This window comes from Nitrosococcus wardiae, assembly GCF_004421105.1.
Lineage (GTDB): Bacteria > Pseudomonadota > Gammaproteobacteria > Nitrosococcales > Nitrosococcaceae > Nitrosococcus > Nitrosococcus wardiae.
Window position 1 is genome coordinate 2,779,063 of sequence record NZ_CP038033.1, and the last position, 24,765, is coordinate 2,803,827.

At 48.2% G+C, this 24,765-nt stretch carries 23 protein-coding genes; 11 read left to right on the top strand and 12 right to left on the bottom strand.

Going from position 1 to position 24,765, the window contains the following annotated elements; genetic code table 11:
* Genes E3U44_RS13210 through E3U44_RS13220 form a run of 3 tightly spaced genes read right to left on the bottom strand, consistent with a single transcriptional unit; the run spans position 1 to position 1,995 of the window.
* On the bottom strand, positions 1–738 hold the full coding sequence (locus tag E3U44_RS13210) for an SDR family NAD(P)-dependent oxidoreductase (RefSeq protein WP_134358622.1): 738 nt from the start codon (positions 736–738) through the stop codon (positions 1–3).
* A 3-nt stretch (positions 739–741) separates the two neighbouring features.
* A complete protein-coding gene (locus E3U44_RS13215) occupies positions 742–1,323 on the bottom strand; it encodes a beta-class carbonic anhydrase (RefSeq protein WP_134358623.1) in 582 nt (193 codons plus the stop codon).
* A gap of 21 nt (positions 1,324–1,344) precedes the next feature.
* Positions 1,345–1,995, bottom strand: coding sequence for a DUF938 domain-containing protein (locus E3U44_RS13220; protein WP_134358624.1), 651 nt, complete (start codon positions 1,993–1,995; stop codon positions 1,345–1,347).
* A 311-nt stretch (positions 1,996–2,306) separates the two neighbouring features.
* Here E3U44_RS13220 and E3U44_RS13225 point away from each other — a divergent pair, with 311 nt between their 5' ends.
* A complete protein-coding gene (locus E3U44_RS13225) occupies positions 2,307–3,962 on the top strand; it encodes a sigma 54-interacting transcriptional regulator (protein ID WP_134358625.1) in 1,656 nt (551 codons plus the stop codon).
* Here the strand turns inward: E3U44_RS13225 and E3U44_RS13230 are convergent.
* The 5 genes from E3U44_RS13230 to E3U44_RS13250 form a co-directional block, all read right to left on the bottom strand.
* Positions 3,913–4,809, bottom strand: coding sequence for a DNA/RNA non-specific endonuclease (locus E3U44_RS13230; RefSeq protein WP_134358626.1), 897 nt, complete (start codon positions 4,807–4,809; stop codon positions 3,913–3,915). The genes E3U44_RS13225 and E3U44_RS13230 overlap by 50 nt on opposite strands.
* A 432-nt stretch (positions 4,810–5,241) precedes the next feature.
* Entirely contained in the window at positions 5,242–5,538 is a 297-nt protein-coding gene (locus E3U44_RS19680) for a hypothetical protein (protein ID WP_206054796.1), read from the bottom strand.
* A 490-nt stretch (positions 5,539–6,028) separates the two neighbouring features.
* On the bottom strand, positions 6,029–6,220 hold the full coding sequence (locus E3U44_RS13240) for a hypothetical protein (protein WP_013033967.1): 192 nt from the start codon (positions 6,218–6,220) through the stop codon (positions 6,029–6,031).
* 365 nt (positions 6,221–6,585) lie between these two features.
* Entirely contained in the window at positions 6,586–7,668 is a 1,083-nt protein-coding gene (locus E3U44_RS13245; protein WP_134358627.1) for a glycosyltransferase family protein, read from the bottom strand.
* A 79-nt stretch (positions 7,669–7,747) separates the two neighbouring features.
* On the bottom strand, positions 7,748–8,356 hold the full coding sequence (locus E3U44_RS13250) for a DUF1326 domain-containing protein (RefSeq protein WP_134358628.1): 609 nt from the start codon (positions 8,354–8,356) through the stop codon (positions 7,748–7,750).
* A 259-nt stretch (positions 8,357–8,615) separates the two neighbouring features.
* Here E3U44_RS13250 and E3U44_RS13255 point away from each other — a divergent pair, with 259 nt between their 5' ends.
* Genes E3U44_RS13255 through E3U44_RS13265 form a run of 3 tightly spaced genes read left to right on the top strand, consistent with a single transcriptional unit; the run spans position 8,616 to position 12,345 of the window.
* A complete protein-coding gene (locus E3U44_RS13255; RefSeq protein WP_134358629.1) occupies positions 8,616–9,680 on the top strand; it encodes a DUF3592 domain-containing protein in 1,065 nt (354 codons plus the stop codon).
* Positions 9,681–9,706: 26 nt separating this feature from the next.
* On the top strand, positions 9,707–10,306 hold the full coding sequence (locus E3U44_RS13260) for a LemA family protein (RefSeq protein WP_134358630.1): 600 nt from the start codon (positions 9,707–9,709) through the stop codon (positions 10,304–10,306).
* A 26-nt stretch (positions 10,307–10,332) separates the two neighbouring features.
* Entirely contained in the window at positions 10,333–12,345 is a 2,013-nt protein-coding gene (locus E3U44_RS13265; protein ID WP_134358631.1) for a M48 family metallopeptidase, read from the top strand.
* A 33-nt stretch (positions 12,346–12,378) separates the two neighbouring features.
* On the opposite strand, the gene E3U44_RS13270 is transcribed toward E3U44_RS13265, so the two are convergent.
* Positions 12,379–13,350, bottom strand: coding sequence for a CHAD domain-containing protein (locus tag E3U44_RS13270; protein ID WP_134358632.1), 972 nt, complete (start codon positions 13,348–13,350; stop codon positions 12,379–12,381).
* An 80-nt stretch (positions 13,351–13,430) separates the two neighbouring features.
* Positions 13,431–13,952, bottom strand: coding sequence for an O-acetyl-ADP-ribose deacetylase (locus E3U44_RS13275; protein WP_134358633.1), 522 nt, complete (start codon positions 13,950–13,952; stop codon positions 13,431–13,433).
* A 213-nt stretch (positions 13,953–14,165) separates the two neighbouring features.
* Between E3U44_RS13275 and E3U44_RS13280 the strand changes: the two genes are divergently transcribed.
* The 3 genes from E3U44_RS13280 to E3U44_RS13290 all read left to right on the top strand — a co-directional run bounded on the left by E3U44_RS13280 (position 14,166) and on the right by E3U44_RS13290 (position 16,585).
* The gene (locus E3U44_RS13280; RefSeq protein WP_134358634.1) at positions 14,166–14,363 is read left to right on the top strand and encodes a hypothetical protein; all 198 of its coding nucleotides are present in this window, start codon (positions 14,166–14,168) and stop codon (positions 14,361–14,363) included.
* 238 nt (positions 14,364–14,601) lie between these two features.
* Positions 14,602–15,132: an MCP four helix bundle domain-containing protein gene (locus tag E3U44_RS13285; RefSeq protein WP_134358635.1), complete on the top strand. Its 531-nt coding sequence runs from the start codon at positions 14,602–14,604 to the stop codon at positions 15,130–15,132.
* A 301-nt stretch (positions 15,133–15,433) separates the two neighbouring features.
* Positions 15,434–16,585 carry a tyrosine-type recombinase/integrase gene (locus E3U44_RS13290; RefSeq protein WP_134358636.1) on the top strand — a complete coding sequence of 384 codons (1,152 nt, stop codon included), beginning with the start codon at positions 15,434–15,436 and terminating at the stop codon, positions 16,583–16,585.
* Positions 16,586–16,588: 3 nt separating this feature from the next.
* On the opposite strand, the gene E3U44_RS13295 is transcribed toward E3U44_RS13290, so the two are convergent.
* Complete coding sequence (locus E3U44_RS13295; RefSeq protein WP_134358637.1) at positions 16,589–17,266, bottom strand: dioxygenase family protein; 678 nt, start codon at positions 17,264–17,266, stop codon at positions 16,589–16,591.
* Positions 17,267–17,294: 28 nt separating this feature from the next.
* On the bottom strand, positions 17,295–19,280 hold the full coding sequence (locus E3U44_RS13300; RefSeq protein ID WP_134358638.1) for an AAA family ATPase: 1,986 nt from the start codon (positions 19,278–19,280) through the stop codon (positions 17,295–17,297).
* Between the two features lie 192 nt (positions 19,281–19,472).
* Here E3U44_RS13300 and E3U44_RS13305 point away from each other — a divergent pair, with 192 nt between their 5' ends.
* The 4 genes from E3U44_RS13305 (at position 19,473) to E3U44_RS13320 (ending at position 24,696) form a co-directional block, all read left to right on the top strand.
* Positions 19,473–19,799 (top strand): cupin domain-containing protein, encoded by a 327-nt coding sequence (locus E3U44_RS13305; protein ID WP_134358639.1) that lies wholly within the window; start codon positions 19,473–19,475, stop codon positions 19,797–19,799.
* Positions 19,796–21,082, top strand: coding sequence for a hypothetical protein (locus E3U44_RS13310; RefSeq protein ID WP_134358640.1), 1,287 nt, complete (start codon positions 19,796–19,798; stop codon positions 21,080–21,082). The genes E3U44_RS13305 and E3U44_RS13310 overlap by 4 nt, the downstream gene beginning before the upstream one ends.
* Positions 21,083–21,098: 16 nt before the next feature.
* Positions 21,099–21,824 (top strand): GGDEF domain-containing protein, encoded by a 726-nt coding sequence (locus E3U44_RS13315; protein ID WP_134358641.1) that lies wholly within the window; start codon positions 21,099–21,101, stop codon positions 21,822–21,824.
* A 124-nt stretch (positions 21,825–21,948) separates the two neighbouring features.
* Positions 21,949–24,696 (top strand): AMP-binding protein, encoded by a 2,748-nt coding sequence (locus E3U44_RS13320; protein ID WP_134358642.1) that lies wholly within the window; start codon positions 21,949–21,951, stop codon positions 24,694–24,696.
* The last annotated feature ends 69 nt before the right edge of the window (positions 24,697–24,765 follow it).

Below are 24,765 nucleotides of genomic sequence, written 5' to 3' on the forward strand. Positions count from 1 at the left end.
TTAAAAGGGCTCTTTGAATGGCCGTAGATCGATTTCGTGGGTCCAAGCGCTGGGGTGTTGACAGTGCAAGGCCCAATAGGTATCGGCAATGGCTTCAGGTTTCACCAATCCGGCTTCCCCTTTTTGTTGGACTAATTCAGGGAAACGGGTTTTCGCCTGTTCGCCCTCAATGGCTCCATCAATCACCACATGAATCACATGAATACCCTGTGGCCCAAATTCCCGGGCCATACTTTGGGCCAGGGCTCGGAGGCTGGCCTTAGCAGAGGCAAAGGCGGTAAAGGGGGGCCTGGCGCGTAGGGAAGCGGTTGCACCGGTAAACAACAGGGTCCCCTGTTTTTGAGGGACCATGTGTTTGATGGCTTCCCGCCCTACTAAGAAGCCTCCTAGGCAATTTTGTTGCCAAAGGGTTTGGAAGAGCTCAGTGCTGGTTTCTAAGAGGGGAGCGGGAACGTTGGCCCCCACGTTATAGGCGACGATTTCTAGGGGAAAACCTGCCGAGGCGACCTTATAAAACAGGTCGATTACCTCTTTTTCCACCGTAGCATCAGTGACAATTGCTTCGGCGTGACCGCCGGCGCTGCGGATCTCTTTTTCCACAGCCGCCAATTTTTCTTTGGTCAGACCCGCTATAAAGACTTGCAGCCCTTCCTGGGCAAAGCGCCTTGCTAGGGCTGCCCCCAGCCCTGAACTGGCGCCAACCCCGACCACTACGGCGGCTCTCCTCTCACCCATCATGGTTTAGGCCACCTTGCCCGCAGCTGTGGCCTCGGGTATTTCCATGAGTTTGCCGGTTTTAACATCGTAGATGTAACCGTAAATGGGAATATCCGCAGGGACCAAGGGATGCTGACGGATGCGCTTCACATCTTCGAGCACGCTTTGGGCCTGATCTTTGATAGTGAGCCAGTTGATATATTTGCCTTCCGGACTTCCAGGTCCTGGTCCGGTATCATGCCAGCCATTACCATCCAGGGCGGCAGTCTTGAGGCTACTAGACAATAGGTCGTTCATGATTTCATTGGTAAATGTTTCCATACCACAGTCGGTATGATGGATCACGAACCATTCACGGGTGCCTAGGAGCTTATAAGAAATCACCAGGGAACGGATGGCATCATCACTCGCCCGTCCCCCGGCATTACGGATCACGTGGGCATCGCCTTCTGCCAAACCGGCATATTTAGCGGGGTCTAAACGGGCATCCATACAGGTCAAGATGGCAAAATGGCGGCCGGGGGGCATGGGTAAGTGGGCCTTATCGCCGAAATTTTTCCTATAGGCCTGATTGGCTGCCAGTACTTCTTTTAGAATTTCGCTCATTTTTCTTTCCTTTTATGCTTGTTATGCTTTGCCGTAGGCCAGGCAAAAGTTATTAGCGGGCATACTGATTTTTTCTTTCAGGATAAGGCCGTGGGTCTCTGCTGCTTGATTGAGATCAGTGATATCTTTAAGCCCCCATTCTTCTACACCGACGGAGCGCAGCGTATTATGGAATTCCTCATTAGAGGCGGTACTGAAAGTCCCCGCCACTTGAAAAGGCCCATAAATCAGAATAAAACCTTTTTCTTTCAATAGCCTTGATGCACATTGCATCATGCCATCAGCAATGGAAATAGGGGCCACCTGGAAGATATTGATACAGTAAATGGCATCGAAAGGTTGACCTTTAGGATTCGACCAAGTTTCCGGCAGAGTCAAGTCTAATTTAACTGGTTCCTCCACATTGGTATTGTGGTTTTCGTCCCTAAGCTTTTTGATGTTTTCAAAAGTCTCTTCATCTTTGTCGGAGGGATGGAAGCGGAGATGCTTAAAATGGGGCGCAAAAAAGTTGATGTGCATGCCGCTGCCGCTGGCGAACTCCAGCACATGGCCTTCCGTTTTTGGAAATTTCTTCTTTAAAACTTCCAAAATAGGTTCTTTGTTTCGATTGCCGGCCCAAGCCACATAGTCGCTCAAGGGATGGGGATCTAAAGGGGGTCTTTCCTCAATCATACGAATACCTCACTCAGTAGTTTTGGCGATTGCGGGTGAATGTCTAAATCCACCCTAGTCAGCGAGTGCAAGCAAACTTTGTGCCATGATCGAAAAATATATTTTTTTATATTTTACAGATAGTTACAAAATATATTCATCATGATTGTGAAAATATATTTCAATTTGAGAAATAATTTTTCACAATAAAAGGTTGGCGTCGAGTTTCCAGGTGCGGGTTGATCGCATATCTTGTTACGTTGACCCCCAGCACCTTGGGTCGAAGTTAAACGTCAAATGCGATAGTGGCGATCACAGTAAGCGAGGTTTGTATGCCGAATACCAAATTTTCCAGCCTGACCCCTACTATGTTCCTCCAGACTTTTGTGATTGAGTTGATGCAGGCCTTTGAGCAGGTCAGCAAAGATGGCCGAGAATCGCTCATTGAGCGTATTGGCCATAGTGCCGGGCGTTTTTTCGAGGAAGCTTATCGGGAGCAATATGGAAAAAAGGAGCCGCTTGATCGGGAATCTTATGCGGATCTGATTATTGGCTTAAAAAATAAGATTGGGGGTAACTTTTCCCTTGCTTCCAGTGATCAACAGAGGGTAAGGGTCGTCAATACCCGGTGCCCCTTCGGCAAAGGCGTGAAGAATTTTCCGGAACTTTGTCGCATGACCTCTAGCGTTTTTGGCGGTATTGCTGCCCGTAATTTTGGTTATGCCAAGGTTGAAATCAAACAATGCATCGCCCTCCAGGGGACAGGCTGTGATGTCTGTGTTTATACCCATCCCGAGGCTGCCCAAGACCATGAGGGAATCGAATATCATCGTCCTCCCTTTTTCCCCGAAGGGAAGCAGGAAATTAGCGCTCTCCAAGCCCGTATAGAAGAGAGGATGCATCAGATCTGGTATCAGATGGGGAGTTGGCAATCGGCGAAGAAACGCCGAAAACGTCCCCTCATCGTGGCCCAATCTCCAGCGATGCAAAAGGTGTTGCAAGCAATAGAGACCATTTCTCCCACGCCCGTCACTGTCCTCCTCGAAGGGGAGACGGGGGTAGGCAAAGAGCTGGTCGCCCGAGCTATTCATGCCATGAGCACCCGTTGCAACCACCCCTTTGTGGCGGTCAATTGTGGGGCGATACCTGAAAGTTTGATTGAAAGTGCTTTATTTGGTCACGAGCGCGGAGCATTTACCGGGGCAGTGGAAGTACACCAGGGTTTCTTTGAGAGAGCAGAAGGGGGGACTTTATTCCTGGATGAGGTGGACTCTTTATCGCCTGCCGCCCAAACCCGCTTATTGCGTGTCCTCCAAGAAAGCGAGTTGGAACGAGTAGGGGGACAACGTACCTTGGCGGTGGATGTTCGTATTATTACCGCGACCAATTGCAATTTAGAGAACCTAGTGCGTACCGGACAATTTCGTAAAGATCTTTATTACCGGATTAATGTGGTCGGCCTGGTTATTCCACCGCTACGGGAGCGCCCTGAAGATTTGCCCCCCTTAATTCAACTAATCCTGGACCGCCTTAATAAAAAATACAATAAACAAGTGGATACGGTCAGCATGGCGGTGATGGCGAAGTTACGGGGTTATGACTGGCCGGGCAATGTCCGTGAACTGGAAAATGTCTTGGAGCGGAGTTTGTTGTTTACTCAAGGCTATGAGCTAGCCACCATAGATTTGAAGGAAGCGGCGACCGAATCATTCCCTCGCCATTGGAAAGAAATCAAAAAACAGGCGGTTGCCCAGGCGGAACGGGGGTTCATCGAGCAAGCGCTAAGGCGTTTTCAGGGAGATATAAAGGAAGTCGCCGCTTCTATGGAGCTAACCTCAAGGGCAGTGTATATGAAATTACGGGAATATGAACTTGACCCAAGACGCTATCGTACCCTTGTGAAGCCGAAATCAGTTCCCGCCCTTGAATCGGAAAAGCCTAATAACGGGCAGGTAGTCGGGCAATCGCCTTCAGCTTCCAGGGGGTAGGGTCAATAGAGGATTCTAATTTTTCTTCTAAAGTGTCCTCCAGTTTATGGAAAAAGTCAAAGCCCGTTCGCTCTTCCACTTCATCAACGCTGACCAGGAAACGGTCTAAAGGCTCTTGGCCCCTTACCTGTTGCGGCACGATAAGAGCAAGTGTTTTCGGCGCTTGTTCCTTTTTGGCAGGGGGCGCCAGGTAGATCTTGTAAAAGGCATCAGGTATTTGCACCCGGTATGAGGACTTAAGTCGCTCGATTTCAGGATCGAAGATCGGACCAGTGAACACCCAAACCGTGCCCAACTGCTTGGCGAAATAATCAATTTCTACTTCTTCCAAACGTTGCCAAAGTTTTTGGTTTAGGTTGGGTTTTTGAGGGGTGATATTGGTCATGAGAAAAGTATCTAACTGGGCGGTTTTACCGTACAGACGGCTGATAGCATAATTGGGCGCCATATGGCCGCGGTCGTAGCCACTATGGGTGTAGTCCCCATGGGTGATATGGGTCAAATTGCGCCAGTCGGCACTGAACCGTTGGGGGCGTTCATGGTAAGGGGCGTTATCGGGGACCGGTTTGAGGGGATAACTGACCCATAGGGGATTGCCCCGGAGGTCCGAATAACCCACCATAAAGCCCTCATTGCGGAAAATTCGGGTCCAGGTAAAGGGGTGTTTCCAATCATGGGCTTCGGGAATCCCCATGTAGACCATCTGGGGGCGGGCATAATAAAGTTCATAGCCATACCAGCCCCCGCTTGCCAGCACCAGCAATAGTAAAGCAAAGGGATGGTGACGCCCTAATTGCCAAAAAATGAGAAAAATATGAAGAGGGTTAATTTTTTTTTGTTTTGCCATTGAACAATACTTCGGACAGTTTTTGTAACCAATTGATTTAAGGGTTTGATGGTGACATTGGATTGCAGCTTCAGCGAGAAAAGCGGCAAGCACACCTACGGCTTAGATAAATTCTATAACAGTCAGCGCAGCAAGCCGCAGAAGGGCTTGGAGATCTCCACCTTAGCGGTAGTGGATGTGGAGTATAACACCGCTTACAACCTTTCTACCCGGCAAACACCGAAACTTGACCCTTCTGAGTTGTTAATTACAGATCACCAGTTACACAGTTATTTGTACACCCCCCACTTTTTGCTGGCTTGCGGCAATACCCGATTCATGAGTCACACTTTAATCCCCATTTCTGCATCATCTAGATCTTTCTATCATATGCCCAAGCCAAGCTGTTTCTTGTACTCGGTGAGGTCTATCGCCTCACCCATCGCGATCTTCTTATGTAGATCCCGTATCGCTCTGGGCGCCACCTTCCTTCGGAGGGTTCCATCTCTGGTATGCCGTAAAGTCAAATTCAGTAGCGGATAGGATGGCTTCTTGCCTCAAGGAGAGGTAAATATCAGCATCAACTTCTTCATAGAAAGTGGTGAACTCAACCTTGAGATTGTCTTTTTCTCGGTAGCCGCTCATGAGCGGCATAATCGATATATCCTGATCCATTCCATTCTTTTCTGTGGGTTCGCCTAAGTCGATTACTTTGCCCACGTAAACCTTTCTATCATTCATTGTTAACATGACATACTTGTCTCTTTGGAGTGACAAGTTGAGGAGAAGGTTGTCAAGCGGACTATCCTCAAGTAGCTTCCCAATTACAAATACTTTTGTGTCCCAAGTCCCGAAACGTAGGCGAAAAGTCTTATAGTTGCCCAGATTTTAATAATAAACGCAGCCAGAAACGTGAGGGCAGAGAGGATAAAAAAACCAAGCTAGCTTCAGTGCCTCGTCTTCTTCATCCTTTGCTCCCATTGCCATCATCGCATTGGCTAGCTGTTTGGATACGGCTATATTGACACTAAAACAGCCTGCGGTTAGGGAGTTAGGCAGTTGGTAATGAGAGAGTACGCCCAGAGCAAAACACTCTAACCCCAGCTCAGCACTTTTGAGGTATAGGTATTGGCCTTCGTATCGGTGTAACTTATAGGAGTGATGGATGTGGCAAGCTAAAAACCCGGCAACGAGGACAGGAAGAATAAGTAATAAAAGCATCCTGCCCCAGTAGTATTACTTAAGCCCCAACTATAGCCTTTGCCTGTTTGCGGGCTTTTTTGAACTCTTCTGTTTCGCGGACTTCTTTGGGGTCAATTCTGATTGTGCCCCTGCCCACAACTTTCACTGACTTGTACGACTTATTTACGAGTTCCTTGAGCCGTTTATCATCTTCGTTCGGGCCCAACCCTAGTATTTTAAATACTTTCATGACGCCCCCCCGCTATCTGAACTGTTGTAGGTAACTGATATTGTAGCTTAACTTATGCTTTCTAATAAAGCTATGGGGTTGAAAAAGAGGTCTGAGGGCCTCGGCAAAGGTTTATGGGTTTACGGTAATATCCAGCTCATGGGCCTGCATTAGGCTAAATATCAAGTTCCTGATAGCCCTGCGGAGCACCAGCGGAAAGGAGGGGGTTGTCAATTGAACTCTCCTTGATAGGTTGTATCCTATGGGCATTTTGTGGACAAGGATTAGAAGACGCTCTACACAGTAAGGCATTTTGCAATGGGTATCCACATAATTTAATTAACTTTTTTCGTCTTGCCATTGAAAATACCCAGAAATTAAGTATCTCATGAGGGAAGGGAGAGAATAAAACGTGCTATTTGGTCCGCGCCATTGGGGCCGGTGCGTTTTCGAGGAGCTAATTTCAGATAAGGGGGCAATAGGGAAATCCAATCGCCTGCTTCAAATTGGGTTTCGCTCATGGCAAAACCGCCCATCTCTTGCTCTACGAATTGGCCTAGAATCTCCGATTCCCGAAAGCGGGTTCGAGTGACATAGCCAAAAGGGATACCCGCCCAGTAAGCTTCGGCCAGGGTGCTATAGCCTAATTTCCCCAGTACCAGATCAGCGGCTTGGATGAGGTCGGGATGAAAAAACTCGGAATGATGGGGCAAAAGCACTAGGTTTTCATGACGCTGCAGACTCTCGCTTACCCCGGGAATGACGAAAAACAGCCCTTGCCAGCTCGCCATTTGTGCTAAAAAGGGATAGTGCTGAGGGGGGATGCCTCCCATGCTGATCAAAACGACTGAGGCGTCTTGGGGGAGTCCTAATTTGCTCCGGACTGCTTCCTTAGCCAGTCTGGCTTTCCGGGAAACGGGCTGGGTGGTCAGGTCAACGGAGGTAGGGTGGCATAGGGGCTGTGTCTGAATATGATAATCCACCCCTTCAAATAAGTCTTTAGTAAAATCAATATGTTTCTGGATTTCAGGAACTTGGTCAAGGTAGCCTTTGTAAATCCAATCCCAGGTAAAGTTTTCAACCAACACCGCCGGTATTCCCGTTTCCTTAGCCACTGCGATTCCCAGGGGGGCAATGTCGCAGATGATGAGTCCACATTGACTTTTTTCTATTTGCTGGACAAGTTTAGCCACGAGGAGAGGGTCGAAAGGGAGAAAATTATCAAGGCGCTCTAGCGTTTGTTTGAGGTCTTCATGTAAAGGTGAGGCCTGTACCAATCCAATATCGGTTAATAGGGGATGATAGTTGAAATGCGTTGATAGGGAGTCTTGGAAAAACCAGAGGGGAACTTGGGTGTAAATGTCGAATTGGATTTGGGGAGCAATCTCCTGTAGGGCATTCATTACCGCACAGGCTCGTGCCCCATGGCCAAAACCGTGAGGAGTAATAAAGTAGGCGATAGTTCTCATCTATAAGGTTAGCGGCAGCCAAAATAAATGCGAGCAAAGGGGGCTTCAGGGAATGCACTGTGAGGCTGGGAGGTACTCATCAAGGCTGATAGGTAAAGGGTGAAAAGTAGCCATTCCTATCGGAAATTTCCCAATTAAAGGTGAAATCCTGATAGGTATATTTTTTTGAGCGGGCCACGACCGCAGGATGGGAAGGGACGACGCACAGGGGGGGGTTGGTAATGGTCGCCTCTCGACCACTGGTGTCTTCAATGGCTTTAATCTCCGCGGCTGCAATATGGGGGATGACCAGGCTGCGCTTTTTGCCTTCTTCTTTATATTCCATGGGCACCGTTTTAACCCCCAGCACTTCACCGACAAAGGACATTAAAACCGCTAAGTGGCCGCCGACCTTGCCCCCATAAATGGTGGTCAAAGCCTTCTGCTGTGCCTGATTGGCGCGTTCATCCAGATACAAGGCAACCTGCCAATTCCCGTCTTTCATATGCCCTGGAGAAAAACAGGCGAGCCCCACGTTGAGGCCCTCTAGTGGGAGGTCATTAAAGTGTCCCGTATCAATATGCCAAGCAATAAAGAGTTTACAGTCGCCTTCACTCGGGGGATTGAACCATACACAAGGGCAGGCGGTTTCGCAATTGCACGTCTCAAAATAGGTTCCATTTAGTTGCCAATTGTGCTTTTCAGCCATGATGCTGACCTCCTAATGTTACTCAACCCCAAAACATTGCCTCTCTTTTCTAGCAAGAACCCTTGATAATAGTCTTTTAGCGAGATTAAAAAAAGATCCAGCATAACCGATAACGATCTTTACTCCCTGGCCCTGATTCCCTGCCGGCCCCCGGGAGGTAAGGCTTTGAGTGGAGGAACACTTTATTTAAGCCTTTATATTTATAGCGGATCTGGCCGATATAGCAGAAGAGTGGATAACCAGACCATGAGGCTTAGCAGTGGAAATCGTTTTCTTTATTGTGGGTGCTGTATTTGTTGTGTTGGGCGGGCTAGTCATTTGGGATTTTAATAGATTTAAACAATCGGCCCTCCGCTCTATCGGACAAATTGTAGGCTATGCGGTTAAACACTCCCATACCCGAAATTCTGGAGCAAGTGAGACCTATGCCCCTGTAGTACAGTACCAAGCTTCAGGTCAGCAACATCAATTCACTGCTAGCGTTTCCTCAAGTCATGTGAGGCATTCTATCGGTGATGCAGTGCCCATTCTTGTTCATCGCCATGATCCCAGCCGGGCACGGCTTGATAGCCGGATGAGCCAAATTTTAGGCGGCGTATTCATCTTCATAGGGGCTGCGGCGATAGCCACCTTCATTTCTGTTTTTCAAGTTAGCATGCTATCTATTGGGATTGCGGTAGTTGTCATCGCCCTATTGGCCGTTAAACTGCTTGCAAAATTGCAGCGCCATAATATTTACTCCATGGAAGATATTAAAGCCGCTATAGATAAAATTAAAAAGGCCGACACTAGCATCTCCAATAAAAAAAAGGATTATGTGATCACTGACCCCGGTGCGTTTAGGCGCCATGTTCAACGGCACAACTCGGTACCGACTTGGGTGCTTGTTATATTGGTTATGATTGGGGTAGGAGTTATTTCAGGTGGAGCTTATCTGGGAGTTAAGCGCATTAATTTTTTGCAAACTGCCCTAACGACCCAGGGTACAGTGGTGTCCCTTAACAGTAAAACCTCCACCTCAGATGGAAAAACCACCACTACCTATTATCCTGTTGTAGAATATTTGCCCCCTAACCAATCTCAATCAATTATTTTTGAGCATGATATTGGCTCCAGCCATCCCCCTTACCGCCGAGGAGAAAAGGTTGAAGTATTATATTCTGCGAGTAACCCCTCTGAAGCCATTATTAATGAGGGGTGGATGAATTATTTCGGGCCTGGGTTGATGTTAATTGTTGGTAGTGTTTTTGTCTTAGTCGGCGGAGTGTTACGGGGTCAGAAACGTAAACAAAAGATAGCGCAACACCTGGAACTCGATTTCTAATTTACTGTGAATAATAAGGGCGTTTCATGAGCATTTCAATTATTGTGGCCTTAGTGGCTATTGCGGCAATGATTTTATATATTATTGCCATCTATAATCAGTTGGTGGTTCTTAAAAACCGCTATAAAAATGCATTTTCACAAATCGAAGTTCAGCTTAAACGCCGCTATGATTTGATCCCTAATCTCGTGGAAACGGCCAAGGGGTATTTGCAACATGAGCGAAAGACCCTAGAGGAAGTCATTGCGGCCAGAAACCAGGCGATGACAGATTTAAAACAAGCCGCTTCTGATCCAGGCAATGGAGAGGCTATTAAGCAATTATCCAATGCCGAACAATCCCTTACCAGTGCTCTCGGTAGGCTTAATATTGTGGTGGAAGATTATCCCGATCTTAAAGCTAACCAGAATATGATGCAGCTGAGTGAAGAATTGACCAGCACAGAGAATAGAGTTTCTTTTGCAAGACAAGCATTTAACGATGCGGTTATGAACTATAATACTTATAAACAATCCTTTCCGCAAAACATATTTGCCGGCATGTTTGGTCACAGCAAGGATTCGTCCCTGTTACAATTTGAAGATAGTCAAGCTATTCAAGCCGTTCCGAAAATTTCATTTCAATAAAGATATTTCAACGGAATGGGGCGCTTATGAATTTTTTTCAAGCACAAAATGATTCCCGGCAAAGTACTACTCGTCTTGTCGTGCTTTTTGTGGTTGCGGTTATTGCATTGATCTTGATAACCAACCTCCTCGTTATGGTGTTTATGGGGGCCTTTTCAGGTTATTTCGGCAATGATTTAGTGACCGGACGTTATGTGGATAAGGCGTTAGCAAGCGATGGCAATTCTGCGGATATTCTGTCATCGGCCTTTTGGGAAGCATTTTTGCGCACCTTCGACTGGACAATGTTTTTTGCCATTGGCTTAGCCGTCACAGCCGGTGTCGCTGCGGCGAGTTTCTATAAAATCATGGCCCTTTCATCCGGCGGCAAAGCAGTTGCGGAAATGCTAGGTGGGCGTTTGATTAGCCAAAATACTGACGCCTCTCTAGAGCGTAAGGTACTCAATGTCGTTGAAGAAATGGCAATTGCTTCTGGCGTACCGGTGCCTCCTGTTTATGTCTTACCAGAAGCTAGTCTTAATGCTTTTGCTGCGGGTTTCTCCCCGGGGGATGCGGTGATTGGGGTTACTGAAGGCTGCATTCGGCATTTCAACCGCGATCAGCTGCAGGGCGTGATTGCCCATGAATTTAGTCACATTCTTAATGACGATATCCGTCTTAATATTCGATTAATGGGTTTGCTCCATGGCATATTGGTGATCGGTATCATAGGTCGCCATTTATTACGTTCTATGCGTTTCTCCAGAGGAAGGCGAAATGATAGTGCTGGCGCCACCATGTTATTAGGGCTGGGGTTCATGGCGGTTGGCTCTATCGGTTCGTTTTTTGGGAGTCTAATTAAAGCCTCAGTGAGTCGCCAACGGGAATATCTTGCCGATGCTTCTGCAGTGCAGTTTACCCGCAATCCGGAGGGTATAGCTGATGCATTAAAAAAAATTGGCGGAGGGGATAACGGTTCTATTTTAGAAAACCCTTCGGCACCAGAGGTAAGTCATGCTTTTTTTGCCAATGGGGTTCGTTCCATGTTGGCTTCATTATTAGCCACCCATCCCCCCTTAGAAGATCGGATCCGCCGTATCCAACCCCATTGGAATGGGGAATTCTTGGAAGTTAACTTCCAAGACGATGAAATGCAGTCTTTGGGTGCCGTAGAACCGACAGCTTTTCCTTCACCGGCGGCAGCTTCTCCGGCGGTGGCAGATATTGTTGTTGCCATGAATCACATTGGTCGCCCTCGACAGCAGCATTTGGAGTATGCTCATGCCCTTATTGAGCAAGTCCCCTATGAACTTATTGAAGCGGTGCGGGAACCTTATGGCGCTAGAGCTTTAATTTATGCTTTTGTAATAAATAAAAATTCTGCGATTCGACAATTGCAGCTAAAGCATTTAAAAAAGCAAGGGGATAAAGGGGTTCATGGGCTAACAATGGGATTATTGCCTATCGTTGATACTTTGGGTAGTCAGTTTCGGTTACCCCTGATTGAGGTGAGCATTGCCTCAATGCGGCAATTATCGCCGGCACAATATCAATTGTTCAAAAAAAATCTTGTTCTATTGATTAAAGCCGACAATAAAATCAGTATTTTTCAGTGGCTCTTGCAAAAAATTGTCTTCCATTATTTAGATCCTGAGTTTATCAAACATTCAATGTTTTCCATTACGGGGAAATATTCCAAATTATCGCAGTTAGAAGATGAAATTGAGGTTTTGTTATCTTTGTTAGTTCATGCTGAGCATAAAAACTATGATGATGCGGAAAAGGCCTTTAATGCAGGAAAAAAACAGTTAGTGAAAACCAATATAAAATTATTAGAAAAATCAAGAATAAATTTGAATGAGCTTGATAATGCTATTGACCAATTAGCGCTACTTAAGCCATTGTTGAAACCTCAGATTTTGAAGGCATGTGCCGCTTGTATTACAGCAAACAATCATGTTTCTGTTTTAGAGGCTGAGTTGTTGCGTGCTTTCTCTGCGGCAATAGATTGCCCGATGCCATTGTTACTCAATAATAATAATAATGTAAATAAGGACTGAAGTTGTTTGGAAATGTTGTTGTTGTCATGAAATTTACGGCATTGTCTTGCACACCGTTTCATAGATTTCTTCAAATAAGTGTGCCTCTAGTATTTGATGCCAATTTTTAACAAAAGACTGGTGTAATTCTTGTCGTGTTTTAAAACGCTCCTCTTTTAGGAATTCCAAACCTGGTAGGAGTTGTTGAAAGGCGCGCTCATGTCCATAGTACTCCAATGTACGCAGGCGTTCTTCTTCGATAAATTGAGGAATGAACTCAACCCATACATCACAGTCATGAATCTCGCCAAGGGCTGATTGAATCTGTTTGATTTGTTTAATATAGGGTGTTAGGTCGTTATTAAAAACTGGATCAAAAATTTCCAGGGTATAACGTAAGCGTTTGGCGCTGATGCGCATCGAGTGATGTTCTTGGTGACATTCCGGGTTGTCCACAAAGGATTGGTAAATTAGGACCTCTTCTAACCGCTGGCTAATATGCTTAAAGGCGTGGTTAAAAACCTTTGGTGTTCGTTCCTCAACCTTCCGAAGATGAGTATGGGAGAGCACTTTGCACAGTGTTTTCTGGATATCGCTGATTACTCCGCTATCCTCAAAATGATTGATTGCCTGCAACAAAGGTGTCTGTAGCCGTTTACGATCCTGGCGCAGGCGCAGTAGCAAACGTTCAATGCCTGGCCGATATTTTTGCTCTTGATGCTCGTTTTCCCACCGTTCAAGAAAGTTAATTTGGACATCTCGGTCCCGTGCATCGCCAAGAGCCTTAGTAATGTTGCGGATCTCCTTGCGCCATGTTTTGACTTTGGCCTTGGGAAAGCAGTGTTGTTTGAAAAGGGACAGCGCCGCCCTGAGGCGGCGCGAGGCTACTCGCATACGATGGAGGTACTCCATGTCTTTTGCTTCCCGGGTGCCTTCAATTTCCTTGGTGAGTGCTGCAAGGCGCTGAAGTAATAGGCGCGCTCCAAAGAGGGCAAGGTCATTAGGAGAGTGATGATGGGATCGCATATATATTATTTATTAGTGGCTTATTTCTATTTATTTAACCTTTTTATTAAATAATAAACCAACGTTTTTCCAGTATATCCCTATGCTTCCATTGTTTGAAATGCTTGCTGATATTGCTTAAAGTCATTTTCGGAGAAACAGACGAAGTAGACTTGTTTAGTCTCGGCCTGGTGGTCAATAAATGTCTTCACCTCCTGAAGGGCGATCTGGCAGGCCCGCTCGAGGGGGAAGCCATAGGCGCCGGTGCTAATAGAGGGAAAGGCAAGGGTTGAAATCCCCTTTTCTAGCGCAATTTTTAGGCTATTTCGGTAACATTGGGCTAGAAGCTGCTCTTCGTTGTGTTGGCCTCCCTTCCAAATAGGACCGACCGTGTGAATGACGTATCTTGCTGGAAGTTGATATCCATGGGTAAGTTTAGCTTCTCCTGTCTTGCAGCCGCCTAGGCTCCGACATTCCTCTTTGAGTTCTGGCCCGGCGGCCCTGTGGATGGCCCCATCCACCCCCCCGCCCCCTAAAAGGGTTGAGTTGGCGGCATTAACAATGGCATCCACTTCCATCCCTGTGATATCTCCCTGAATGATTTTTATGCGCGATTGGCTCATTTTAAATTTCCTCTTAGGTCTAAGGTCTGATTTTTTTGACTTATTAATCTCAGAGGGTAGTGAAATAGTGATAAGAGGCAAGCTTGTGGGGTGCTAAAGAGAGCAAGAACAAGGTTATTGAAGAATAGAATCCTTCTAGGTTGGCGCTTGTATGGAGGGGCACAAAAGGGATTGGTAGCTTTTTATAGCATTTCCCGTTTAAATTAGGCAGGGATGACAAGACACGCTGTCAATCCGTCCCTGGAAGCTCGACGCCGCCAGGCTTTCCTGCCTAGCGAGCAAGTCCAGCCCGCCCCAGGAAGGGGCGGGCGTTCACCGGGACTGTGGGTCCATCGGACCCACAGTCCCGGCTTACCCTCGCTGCCGATGATCTTATCATACCTGCCCCAAGCCCAATTGGGTTCTCTCTAAATGGGAACCGTTATATTCAGAGTCGTATGATTGCAACGCTGGCTAGGCCGAGCGACAATAAGACAGAGGAAACCCGCCAATGGCTAGCCGGGTTGGAAAAAATGCGCTCGGTCTGTGACGCTTTTTGGCGTGAAAGGCAAGGGAAACCGGCCTAGCGGGGGTCCTATTTCCCATCCCTGAGGGAGGAGATGGGCCCTGGAAAAGTCAAACACTGATAGGCATGTAAAGAAGGTAATTAATGGACAGAAAAAAGAAGCGAGTCAGTGACTCCCAGCTTAGCACTATAATGAAAACATGGCTGCTGGTTATCCCCGCTGTAATTGCTATCATGGGTATAGTAACGTTTACCGGCGTTTGGTTGTCTTCACAGTCGAAGACCTCGGGTTCTATATATGGCCAAATTACTTCCATCGATAGGTCTCTGCTCAACGATATCCGAGGCAATTTCCGGAACACCTACCTCCAATTCCTTCAGGCAAAGGTGGATCCTGGAGCCGATGCTGAAAGGGTGGAGCAGCTAAATAAAAGACTTGACGAGTTGGCACTTCAGGAGGGAGAAATCATACGGAAGTATGATCCTACCTATGTTACCTCCCGCTCCTCGACACTAGAAACTCTTTTGGAAATACTTGCTGATGTTCCCTATCCAATTGTTTTCACTATTTCTTTGGTAGTGGGAATATTCATATTTGTGGTTATTAGATATACCGCACTCTTTATTATTAGTCGGCGGTATACTTCCTCTTCCGATTACGTGAAGGAAGTGTGAGAGGGAAATTTTGGACCCAAGTTGTGGCTGTTTTTCTCTTCCAAAAGCAGGAGTAGTTAAAAGTGGGGGGTCCGAGGGCCTCTCACTTGCTCAGTGGTGATCTTTGGATATATGCAGACCCACTAACATGAATGCCCAGGCAACTCCAAGCAATAGATACCCGCAGAGACCGCCATAGATGTCTTCGATGGTGACTTGGCGGCGGTGCATGAATATCCCAGCACCGTGCTGATATTGAACGCCACAAACCAACTTTCATGCAGAAGCCTAAATACTGTTTTTCCTGGAAGAAGGATATCTCGTGGAAACCATTGAAAAAATTATCGGTTCGCCGGTGCCTTTGGAGCGATTGCCTCTACCGGCTGATCTCGATGGCCGTTGGGGTTGTAACCGGGGAAGTGCCCTTCTGCAAATCGATGCCAAAACTGATCTGGAGGCGGTGCAGACCTGGCTTGCTGAATTTGAGCACTCCCCCCATACATGGCGTAATTACCGCAAAGAAGTGGAGCGTTTGCTGCTTTGGAGCTTGTTGGAGCGAGGAAAGCCCCTTTCTAGCCTTACCCGTGAGGATTTGGCCGCCTTTGAGGCATTCCTGGCCGATCCTACTCCACGGGAGCGTTGGTGTGGGCCGCGGGCGCTACGAAGAAGTACCCATTGGCGCCCCTTCCAAGGACCCCTTAGCGAACATAGTTGCCGCCAGACACTTACTATTATCAATTCCCTGTTCACCTATCTGGTGGATGCCGGTTATTTGGCTGGTAATCCTTTAGCATTGCGCCGGCGCCGGGAAGGTTCTAACGTCAAGGTAGAGGCAATTGAACGGTTTCTCGATCCTGCCCTGTGGCAACATGTGCTCTCTTTTGTGGAAGGAATGCCGAGGGAGACTGACCGGCAGCAGGCTGAGTATGAGCGGGTGCGCTATCTTTTAACATTACTATACTTGCTCGGTCCTCGGGTGGGTGAGGTCGTCTCCCATTCCATGGGCAGTTTTATCGAGGTAAGAGGCAAATGGTGGTGGCAAGTTACGGGTAAGGGGAGAAAAACCGCCCGGATCCCCGTCAATCAGGAAATGCTTGGAGCCTTGGCTCGCTATCGGGTTTTTTATGGATTACCACCCTTGCCTATGCCAGGGGAAGAAACACCCTTAGTTTTGAGTCTGAAAGGCAGTCGCGGCATCAGCGCTAACATGGTCTATCGAATTGTGAAGGCGGTAATGAAAAAAGCAGCAGATACCCTTGAGGCTTCTCAGTTCCATCAAGCCCACAAGCTTCGTAAGGCGTCAACTCACTGGCTGCGGCATACAGCGATTACCCACCAAGCTGACGCTGGAATTGAGCTCCGTTACCTAAACAAAAGTGCTCGCCACGCTAAGCTTGAGACCACAGCGATTTATTTACATGCGGATGAAGATCGCTGGCATGAGGCGATGGAAAAGCACAAAATCCAGGATTAAAAACTACGCTCGTTGGAGAGCAATATTAAAACGACATTGTTTTGCCCCTGGCTCGTCGCCTTGGGATTTTTCCTCTAGTTCAACGATGACTTTTGCCCGTTCCTCCTGGGGTACCTTCAATAAAATCCAATCTTGTTCATTGAATTTATGGCCGGCAAAGTACATTTGGGTGGTTAGTTCATGATAACCTCGTTTAGCGACTTTAAAATGGATGTGAGGGGGGCGCCACCAGCGCTCATTGACAGGATAAGGGCCTGGTATGATGGTCTTAAAGTGATAGTTTCCTTGCTGATCGGTTTTAACTTTACCCCAACCTTGAAAATGGGGATCCAGTGGCGCTGGATTAGCATCGTTCTCATGACGATAGCGGCCATAGGTATTCGCCTGCCAGATCTCAACGAATACGTCTGGAATCGGTTGGCAGTGTTCATCCAAGACTTGTCCCCTGATATGGAGAACTTCTCCTTGTGCGGGCTCCCTGTGGCCCCGGATAAGAGTTAGGTCATAATCTTTATCGGCCTGATCGTGCTGGGGATAAAAGGGCCCTTCTGTTTGGAGAGGAGTTTTACAGGGGGAATGGGTTGTTTGGCGGGCCTCTAGATTCCCCCAAATAAGACTGGCTGCAGCCCCCAATCCGGCCTGCAACAGGTTTCGTCTGCTGATCTTCTTTGGCAGTGACATGTTTTATCTCCTCTGCTTGTTGAGCCCCCTAAGGTTGATTTCCCTCCTGCCGTGTTTGAACCCGCTGCAGAGCGGTACGCAAGGCAAAATCATTTGGAAAGATGCTCAAAGCCCGCTTGTAATAAACAACGGCCATATCCAACTGCTTTTCATTTTCGGCCTTCAGGCCCCAATTAACATAATAATCACGGATCCGTTGAAGACCTTTGGCAACCTCCGGATGGTTGGGTACCATTTTTAATATTTTAGTATAGGACTCGTAAGCATTATCGCCTTCTGGGGTCGTAAGCTTGAAAGCTGCCTCTTGCTGTTTAGCTCGGGCGAGAAGTAGAGCGATTTGCTGTGCTTGTGAAGGTTGAGGGGGGGCTTTTTGGGATTTGGCCTCAGGGAGGGAGGTGTGCTGATCTTTTTGTTGTTTTTCCTTTGGCTCTAGCAGGGTCGTGGTTTCCTCTTCGGGAGGGGGGTCGTCCGATTCCAGGCCAAGCTGGGAGGTGGCGACTGGTGGTTGTGTTATCGGCGGCAGCACGCTGGTTTCTAGGTTGGATGAAGGTTGCGTAGAATTCGTCTGGGATTCAGGATCAGATGTCACAGCCTCTTGAATGGCTTGATGGGTGCTGGCCTCACCTTCTTCGCTGCCAATATTGGTTTCTAGCGCAGTTTCGTCTCCATTTTTCTCCACTGAGGGAGGAAATGCTTGATTTGCAGAGATTTCAACCTCCTCGATAAATTCTTCGCCTTTTTCCTTAGCAAAGTCTTCTGCTTTGCTAGCAGTGCCTTTAATCATCTCAGTGAATTCAGCGACCGAAGGAAAAGACGTTCTGCCTGGAGCCAATATCAATAGATAAAAGCTAGCTATTACAAGGGCAGCTGTAATTCCCAAAACTATTGTTATCTTTGTTTTTTTTTCACCGATACGCAGCCCCTGTGGGAGGGAGGCAAAACCCTGGTGAGGTTGAGTAATGTTTTTCAGCTTTGGTGCCCGTTCTGCCGGAAGCAGTTTATCTAGTGACTTTTTTGAATCCGAAAAATTATCCTTTGGTAAAGGATGGATGGGGGTGGGCTCACTCTCATCTCTTATTTGAGTGTCCTCTTCCCTGGACACTTTGGAAGTGATAGTCGCCTCCTGGGGTTGGGACAGCGGTTTTTCAGTTTGGGGTAAGAAAGCCGCTTCAGTTCCTCTAGCTAAAGGCAAATTGCCGGAGGTACTCTCATTGCCTAGGGCTAGCCACAGGCCTTGGGCAACTTCGTCGATTATCTGGGGAGGAATGAGTTTTTTATCAGTAAGGCTAGCCTCTAGAAGTGCTGCGTCGCAGAGACGGTTAATAAGCCGTGGAATACCGTGGGAGAGCTCTGCCAAACGGGCGATTGCTTCTGGGCTAAAGGGATTTTTATCGGCGTAACCGGCTTGGCGCAGGCGAAGGTCAATATAGGGGCTAATTTGATCGGTAAGCAGAGGGAGGAGGGAATACCCTTCGACCACATCTTGGTTTTTGAGTAATAAGCTCAAGTGTTCGGAGGCATTATTGCGAATGGCTAAAACCATAAAGAACGGTGGGATGATAGCCTCCGTAGGGTTTGTTAACTTAAAAAGTGCTTGCACCGCTTCCTGGGAAAGGCTATCCGCTTCATCTATCAGAATGACTAACCGCTTTCCTGTCTGAGAGATATCCTGTCCAAAGGACTCTAGGGCTGAGAGTCTCCCAGCAATAGAGTGATCCTTGATAGGGATATCAAATTTGTTCTGTATAAAAGCAAGAAGTTCTTCAAGGGGTAGTTTGGGATTGTTAATAAAAATAACCGGATAAGACTGCCCTAGCTGCTCCATAAAGTGAGTTAGCAAAAGTGTTTTCCCGACTCCAGGAGGGCCGGAGACTACCGCCACACGGAGGGTGCTAATAAGTCCTTCAAGTAGGCGTTTGCTGACTAATTCGTGAAAAGGGGCTGGGAAGAAGTAGCGGGGATCTGGCACTAATCGAAATGGGTGATCCTTAAGCCCAAAATAGTGTGTATACATAATCTCGTATAGTGGCCGTAATAGTGACTGTAAGAAAGTTCCTGAAGTTATAAAGAGATAATTGGCTTGAGGAAATAGCTTGATTAAATGTAGCAGTATTAAGTACAAATTGGGATAACAAAGGGAGTAATGCCATCTAAAATGGATTACTTATAAGTACTTAGCAATAGCAATGAGAAAAACGTTCGCTTTATGGAAATTCATAATATTAATAGCGCTATTCCCAATACGCTCCCAGAAGAACTGTACACTCTGCTGCTGCAGGGAAATAGCTTTCGGCTAGAGCGTATTGTCTCGCGCGGACATTCAACGCCAGCAGAGCAATGGCTTGATCAGGAGCAACATGAATGGGTGATTGTCCTTAGTGGCAGTGCTGGGCTGTTGTTTGCGGGGGAGCAGGATCCGCACATATTACGGGCTGGAGATTATGTCCATATTCCGGCCCATTGCCAACACCGGGTTGCTTGGACCGATCCGGTGGAGGATACGGTATGGTTAGCTATTCATTATAACTCATGAAGCGGCGTCGATCCTATACTACACTGGTCAATCTACTTGTACTGGTTGCTTCTCTGCCATTGGCAACGATCCAGGCTGCAGATCATCACCTAGGGAATTTAATCGCTGTAGGGACTGTTGATAAGGTCTTGGAAAGGCTTCCCTTACTGCGTCCTGAGGACAGAGAAGAGGAGGAAGGTAATTTTTGGCGATTTCTGCTTAGAGAAGAGGGCAAGCGCAAGGCAACCTCAACGTTTTATCTGGCGGAGCAGCGGAGGAGGGCCACAACGTCTGAGTTAGCGGTAGGTCATGACTATGCCTGGAGTCTAGAGGCAGATGCTAGGCTATTTTCGGACCAGATACATTTATCTGGTGAGTATGGATGGACTCGCTATCATAGGGATCCTTTCGTGGTTGCACCCGTCCAAGACGATAGCGCTTATAAGCTACAATTGAGCTATCAGCCTTTGCAGATCATCTCCTTTTTTGAGACCCCATTGAATTGGAACATAGGGGTGGAGCATAAGCGGGTAGGTGATTTTTTTTGGAGCCCCACCGAACCTGTTGAAAATAAAGGGGTATCTCTGTGGAAAGGTTTTACCCACTTGGATTGGCAGGGGCTGGTGTTCGATACCTGGGCGATGCAAGAGATCCATAATAGGGGGAGCTCGTCTTTTCGAGCGCCGCAGCAAATACATCGTATTCAGTTAAAAGGACAGTATCAGTTTCATCACTTTGAGTTGCCCTTGTGGCTCGGCCTGTCTAGTCTTGGTATGAAATTCTCCAGAGAGAGTACTGAGGAAGTGGAGCAGCTATCTTCCAGGGCTGAGTTTAAGGTTAATTTTTCTTATCAGGACTGGAGCTGGAATCTCAGGCATAGTCTGAATTGGGATAAGTTTGAAACCATGGCGGCAGAGCCTGATTACTTGGCCGTCACTGCCGCGGAAGCTCGCCTCAAACTGCTCAGCAACGGCCTGAGCTTAGCGCCTACCCTCCATTATCAGCACCGCGGCGCTGATTTTGGTGCTAACGAACAATTATCAGTAGGGGTCAATAGCCGTGCTGTATTCGTTCCAGAACAGTTCGAGGGGCAATTCCGGGTGGCGGTGAAACAAGACTGGAATAAGAGGCGTTTGAAACGCATCTACACGACCAGCGGTGACTTGAGTTGGCGGCTCACTCGCCCCAAGGCTCAGATTCCCTCGATACGTCTATTCCTTGAAGGGCGTTATCAAGCCATCGCCGATCAAATCAATTGTATTACCAAAGGCTATCGGGTCTTTCTGGGATTTGCCCTGGAATAAGAGAGAAGCAAACATCATGCACACGATATCTAGAGAGCCTGGCATTGTTCGGCTTATCGTGGGATTGACCAGTTTGGCCATCCTTGGTTCGGTTATGCTGACAGCGTTGGCCCTTTTATTGCTGAGTCGGGCAATAGAGGTTGAAATTCTCCTGATTACGGCTGTGGTGGTGACTATTATGGTGCCTTTGCTTATGCTCGTTTCTTTTAGGCTAATTTTTGCAGGAAATAGGGAGAGCGGGGGACGACGGTTAGCAACTAAGGGGCTTTGGTCTCGGGCATTTAATTGCCGGCATTTGCTCCAGCAAGCCGAGGCAACTTTGGTTCAAGCAAAGCGCGGAAGCACCACTTTCTCGTTGCTATTGCTCGAGATAGATAACTTTAGGGAAATAAAAGAGATTTATGGTCTCTCGGCGGCTGAGCGGGTGTTGCAGGCCTTAACCCAGGCTTGCTTAGAAATTGTTCGTTCTAGTGATGTGGTAGCCCGCTGCAGTGATGAGAAATTTATGATGTTTTTGCCAGAGACGCATACGGAGGAGGCACTCATTATTGCCCATCGGATACGCCATGTGCTTTCCCAAGTCCCGGTGGTTATTGGGAATGCCTTAATTAGTTTCACCGTGAGTATTGGGGTCGCCGCCTATGATGAAAATACGGTCACCCTTGAGCGCTTACTACACCGTGCAGGCCGGGCTCTTTTTAATGCCAAGCAGCATGGTTCTAATCGGGTAGAGGTCGGTTAGCTGAGAGCAATGCCCTCTGATCACGCCAAGGGGCCAAGCAACAGGGGCTAAATTAGCCTATGCTTATTTTAAGCGAATTATTAAGGAGAAAGGAGGGCCCATAACGTACCCTCAAACTATTCCTATGTTGCAAAGATCCCAAGCCCATTCAAGTGAATTATCCACCCTGGTTCAATTTGTCGATGGCCTTGGAGCCTGCGGAGAGAAGCAGGCATTACTGGCATTAACCAAGGAAGGAGAGCGGGCTTGGTCCTATGCGTCCATCGCCCATCAAGTTGAATATTTAGCTCGCGGTCTTAAGCAAGCGGGTGCTGGCCCTGGAGAGGCAGTGGCGCTTTTAGCAGAAAGCCGTCCTGAAGCTATTTTGGCTTGTTTGGCCGTGATCAAGACAGGGGCGGTAATCGTTCCCCTGGATGCCCAGTTTGGTCCCCGGGTACTTGAAGTCGTTTTACAGGATAGTGGGGCGGGTTTTCTCTTTACCACCGCTGAGCGTTTTGAGCGGGTAGCACAACTTAAGCTAGAGCGGGAAATCCGCCCTATTTTGTTGGATGCAGAGTCCAAGGCCCCCCGGAGCTGGCAGGCCATCTCGACCCAAATCGGCGGTGAATTTCCCTCGATTTCTCCCTCCGAAACCGCAGCCTTATTTTACACTTCGGGAACTACCGGTGCTCCTAAAGGCGTTCCACTTAGCCATGAGAATTTGGTTTTTCAGCTCAATGCCCTGCGTGCCGCGGACTTAGTTGCGGAGGGGGAACGGGTACTGCTTCCCCTGCCCTTGCATCATGTTTATCCTTTTGTCGTGGGCATGCTTGCGCCATTGGCTTTGGGGCTGACACTGGTGCTTCCCCATTCTCTCACAGGTCCTCAGATTATTCGTGCCTTGCGTCAAGGCCAGGTGACTTTCGTGGTGGGGGTGCCTCGTCTCTATGGTGCATTATATTCGGGAATTGAGTCCCAGTTGGCTGCTCGAGGAATAATTTTTAGACAGCTGTTTAAAGCCATAATTCGCTGTTTGGTGGGGCTGCAACGACGCTTCCCATGGAATTTGGGAAGAGGGCTGTTGTGGCCCCTCCATCGGCAGTTAGCGCCCCAACTCCAGAAGATGGCCTCGGGGGGGGCGGCCCTTAACCCGGAGCTTGCCTGGAAGCTTCAAGGACTCGGTTGGCAAATCGCCATCGGTTATGGGTTGACGGAAACCTCGCCCCTGTTAACTTTAAATCCGCCGGGTACCAGGAAGCCTGATAGTGTGGGGAAACCCATTCCGGGAGTGGAGCTCCGTATTGATACTTCAGCTGCCCCGAAAGATGGACAGCGGGTGCCTGGCAAGGAAAAAGACAGTCCTTACCCGGTAGGAGAAATTCTGGCTCGTGGGCCAGGGGTCTTTGCTGGCTATCATCATCTTCCTGAGAAAACTCAGGAAGCTTTTGTTGAGGATTGGTTTCGGACGGGGGATTTAGGGTATTTTGATGAGGCAGGTTACCTTTATCTCCTTGGTCGGGCCTCCACTCTCCTGGTGACAGAAGGCGGAGAAAATATTCAGCCAGAGGAGGTGGAAGAATCCTATCAAGCTAACCCCCTGATTAGGGAGATAGGGGTGCTACAACGGGAAGGACGGCTGGTTGCAGTAATTGTTCCGGAACTCAGCGAGATGCGGCGCCAGGGGATAAGCGATAGGGCTCAAGCCATTCGGAAGGTCTTGGCTCAGGTCTCGAAGCAACTTCCCAGTTACCAGCATCTTTCCGACCATGTTCTGACTCGGGACCCCTTGCCCCGAACTCGTCTGGGCAAAATACGGCGGCATCTGCTTGCCCAATATTTTGATAAGGCAAAACAATCGGGTCAAGCTCCAGAGGCGAAAACAGCCGGGCCGCTGCCACTAGAGGAAATGTCGGATCAGGATCAGGCGCTGCTGGAAAATACAGCGTCGCGACGGGTATGGGAATGGTTGGCGGAACGTTATGGCCATCGTCATTTAACACCGGAGACCAGTCCTGCTCTGGATCTAGGAGTCGATTCTTTAGAATGGCTTAATTTGTCTTTCGAAATCCGTGAACGCACTGGGATTGAGTTAGGTGAAGAGGCGATTGGTCGCATTGAAACGGTTCGCGACCTCCTGCAAGAGGTGGCGGAGGCCTCGGAAGCTGTAACTCCGACTACGGCTCCCGAGGCGTTCTTAGAGCATCCAGAAGAGGCACTCAGCGAGAGCCAACGCCGTTGGCTCCGGCCTCTCGGGCCAGTTGGTTCTAGAGTGTCCAGAACTCTCTTTAAGTTAGATCGGTTCTTGATGCGCAGCTTATTCCGTCTTCAAGTGGACGGTTTAGAGCATGTTTCGGGACAAAATCAGTTTGTCATCATCCCCAATCACTGTAGTTATCTAGATCCCTTTTTATTGGCCGCTGCCTTAGATCACCGCCGCCTTCGCCGAACTTACTGGGGAGGATGGGCTGGGGCGGCCTTTAGCACTCCCCTCCAACGCTTGGGCAGCCGGTTCGCTGGTGCTATCCCCATCGATCCCGAAAAAGGTGTGCTTTCAAGCTTAGCCCTGGGGGCGGCAGTGCTCAAGGGGCAGAAAAACTTGATTTGGTTTCCCGAGGGCGGGCGTTCGGTCAGTGGCAAGCTTCAGCCTTTTAAACCTGGCATTGGCCTGCTGCTAGAACATTTCCCAGTTCCCGTAGTTCCCGCAGTTATTCAAGGTTCCCACGAGGCGCTTCCCGTGGGAAAGCGCCTCCCCCGGCTGCGCACGTCAATTACTATTTCTTTTGGTGAACCGCTTGATCCCCGGGTGCTGGCCCAGGAGGGAGAGAGCGATAGAGCTTATCAACGGATCACGCAGGCTTTGCATGATCATATCGCAAAGCGCCTTGGAAAATGACAGGGGGATAGCAGTGCGGTTACTCTTGTCAGCGAGCGAGCGTCTTCATGCTGTTGTGAAGGAGTACGT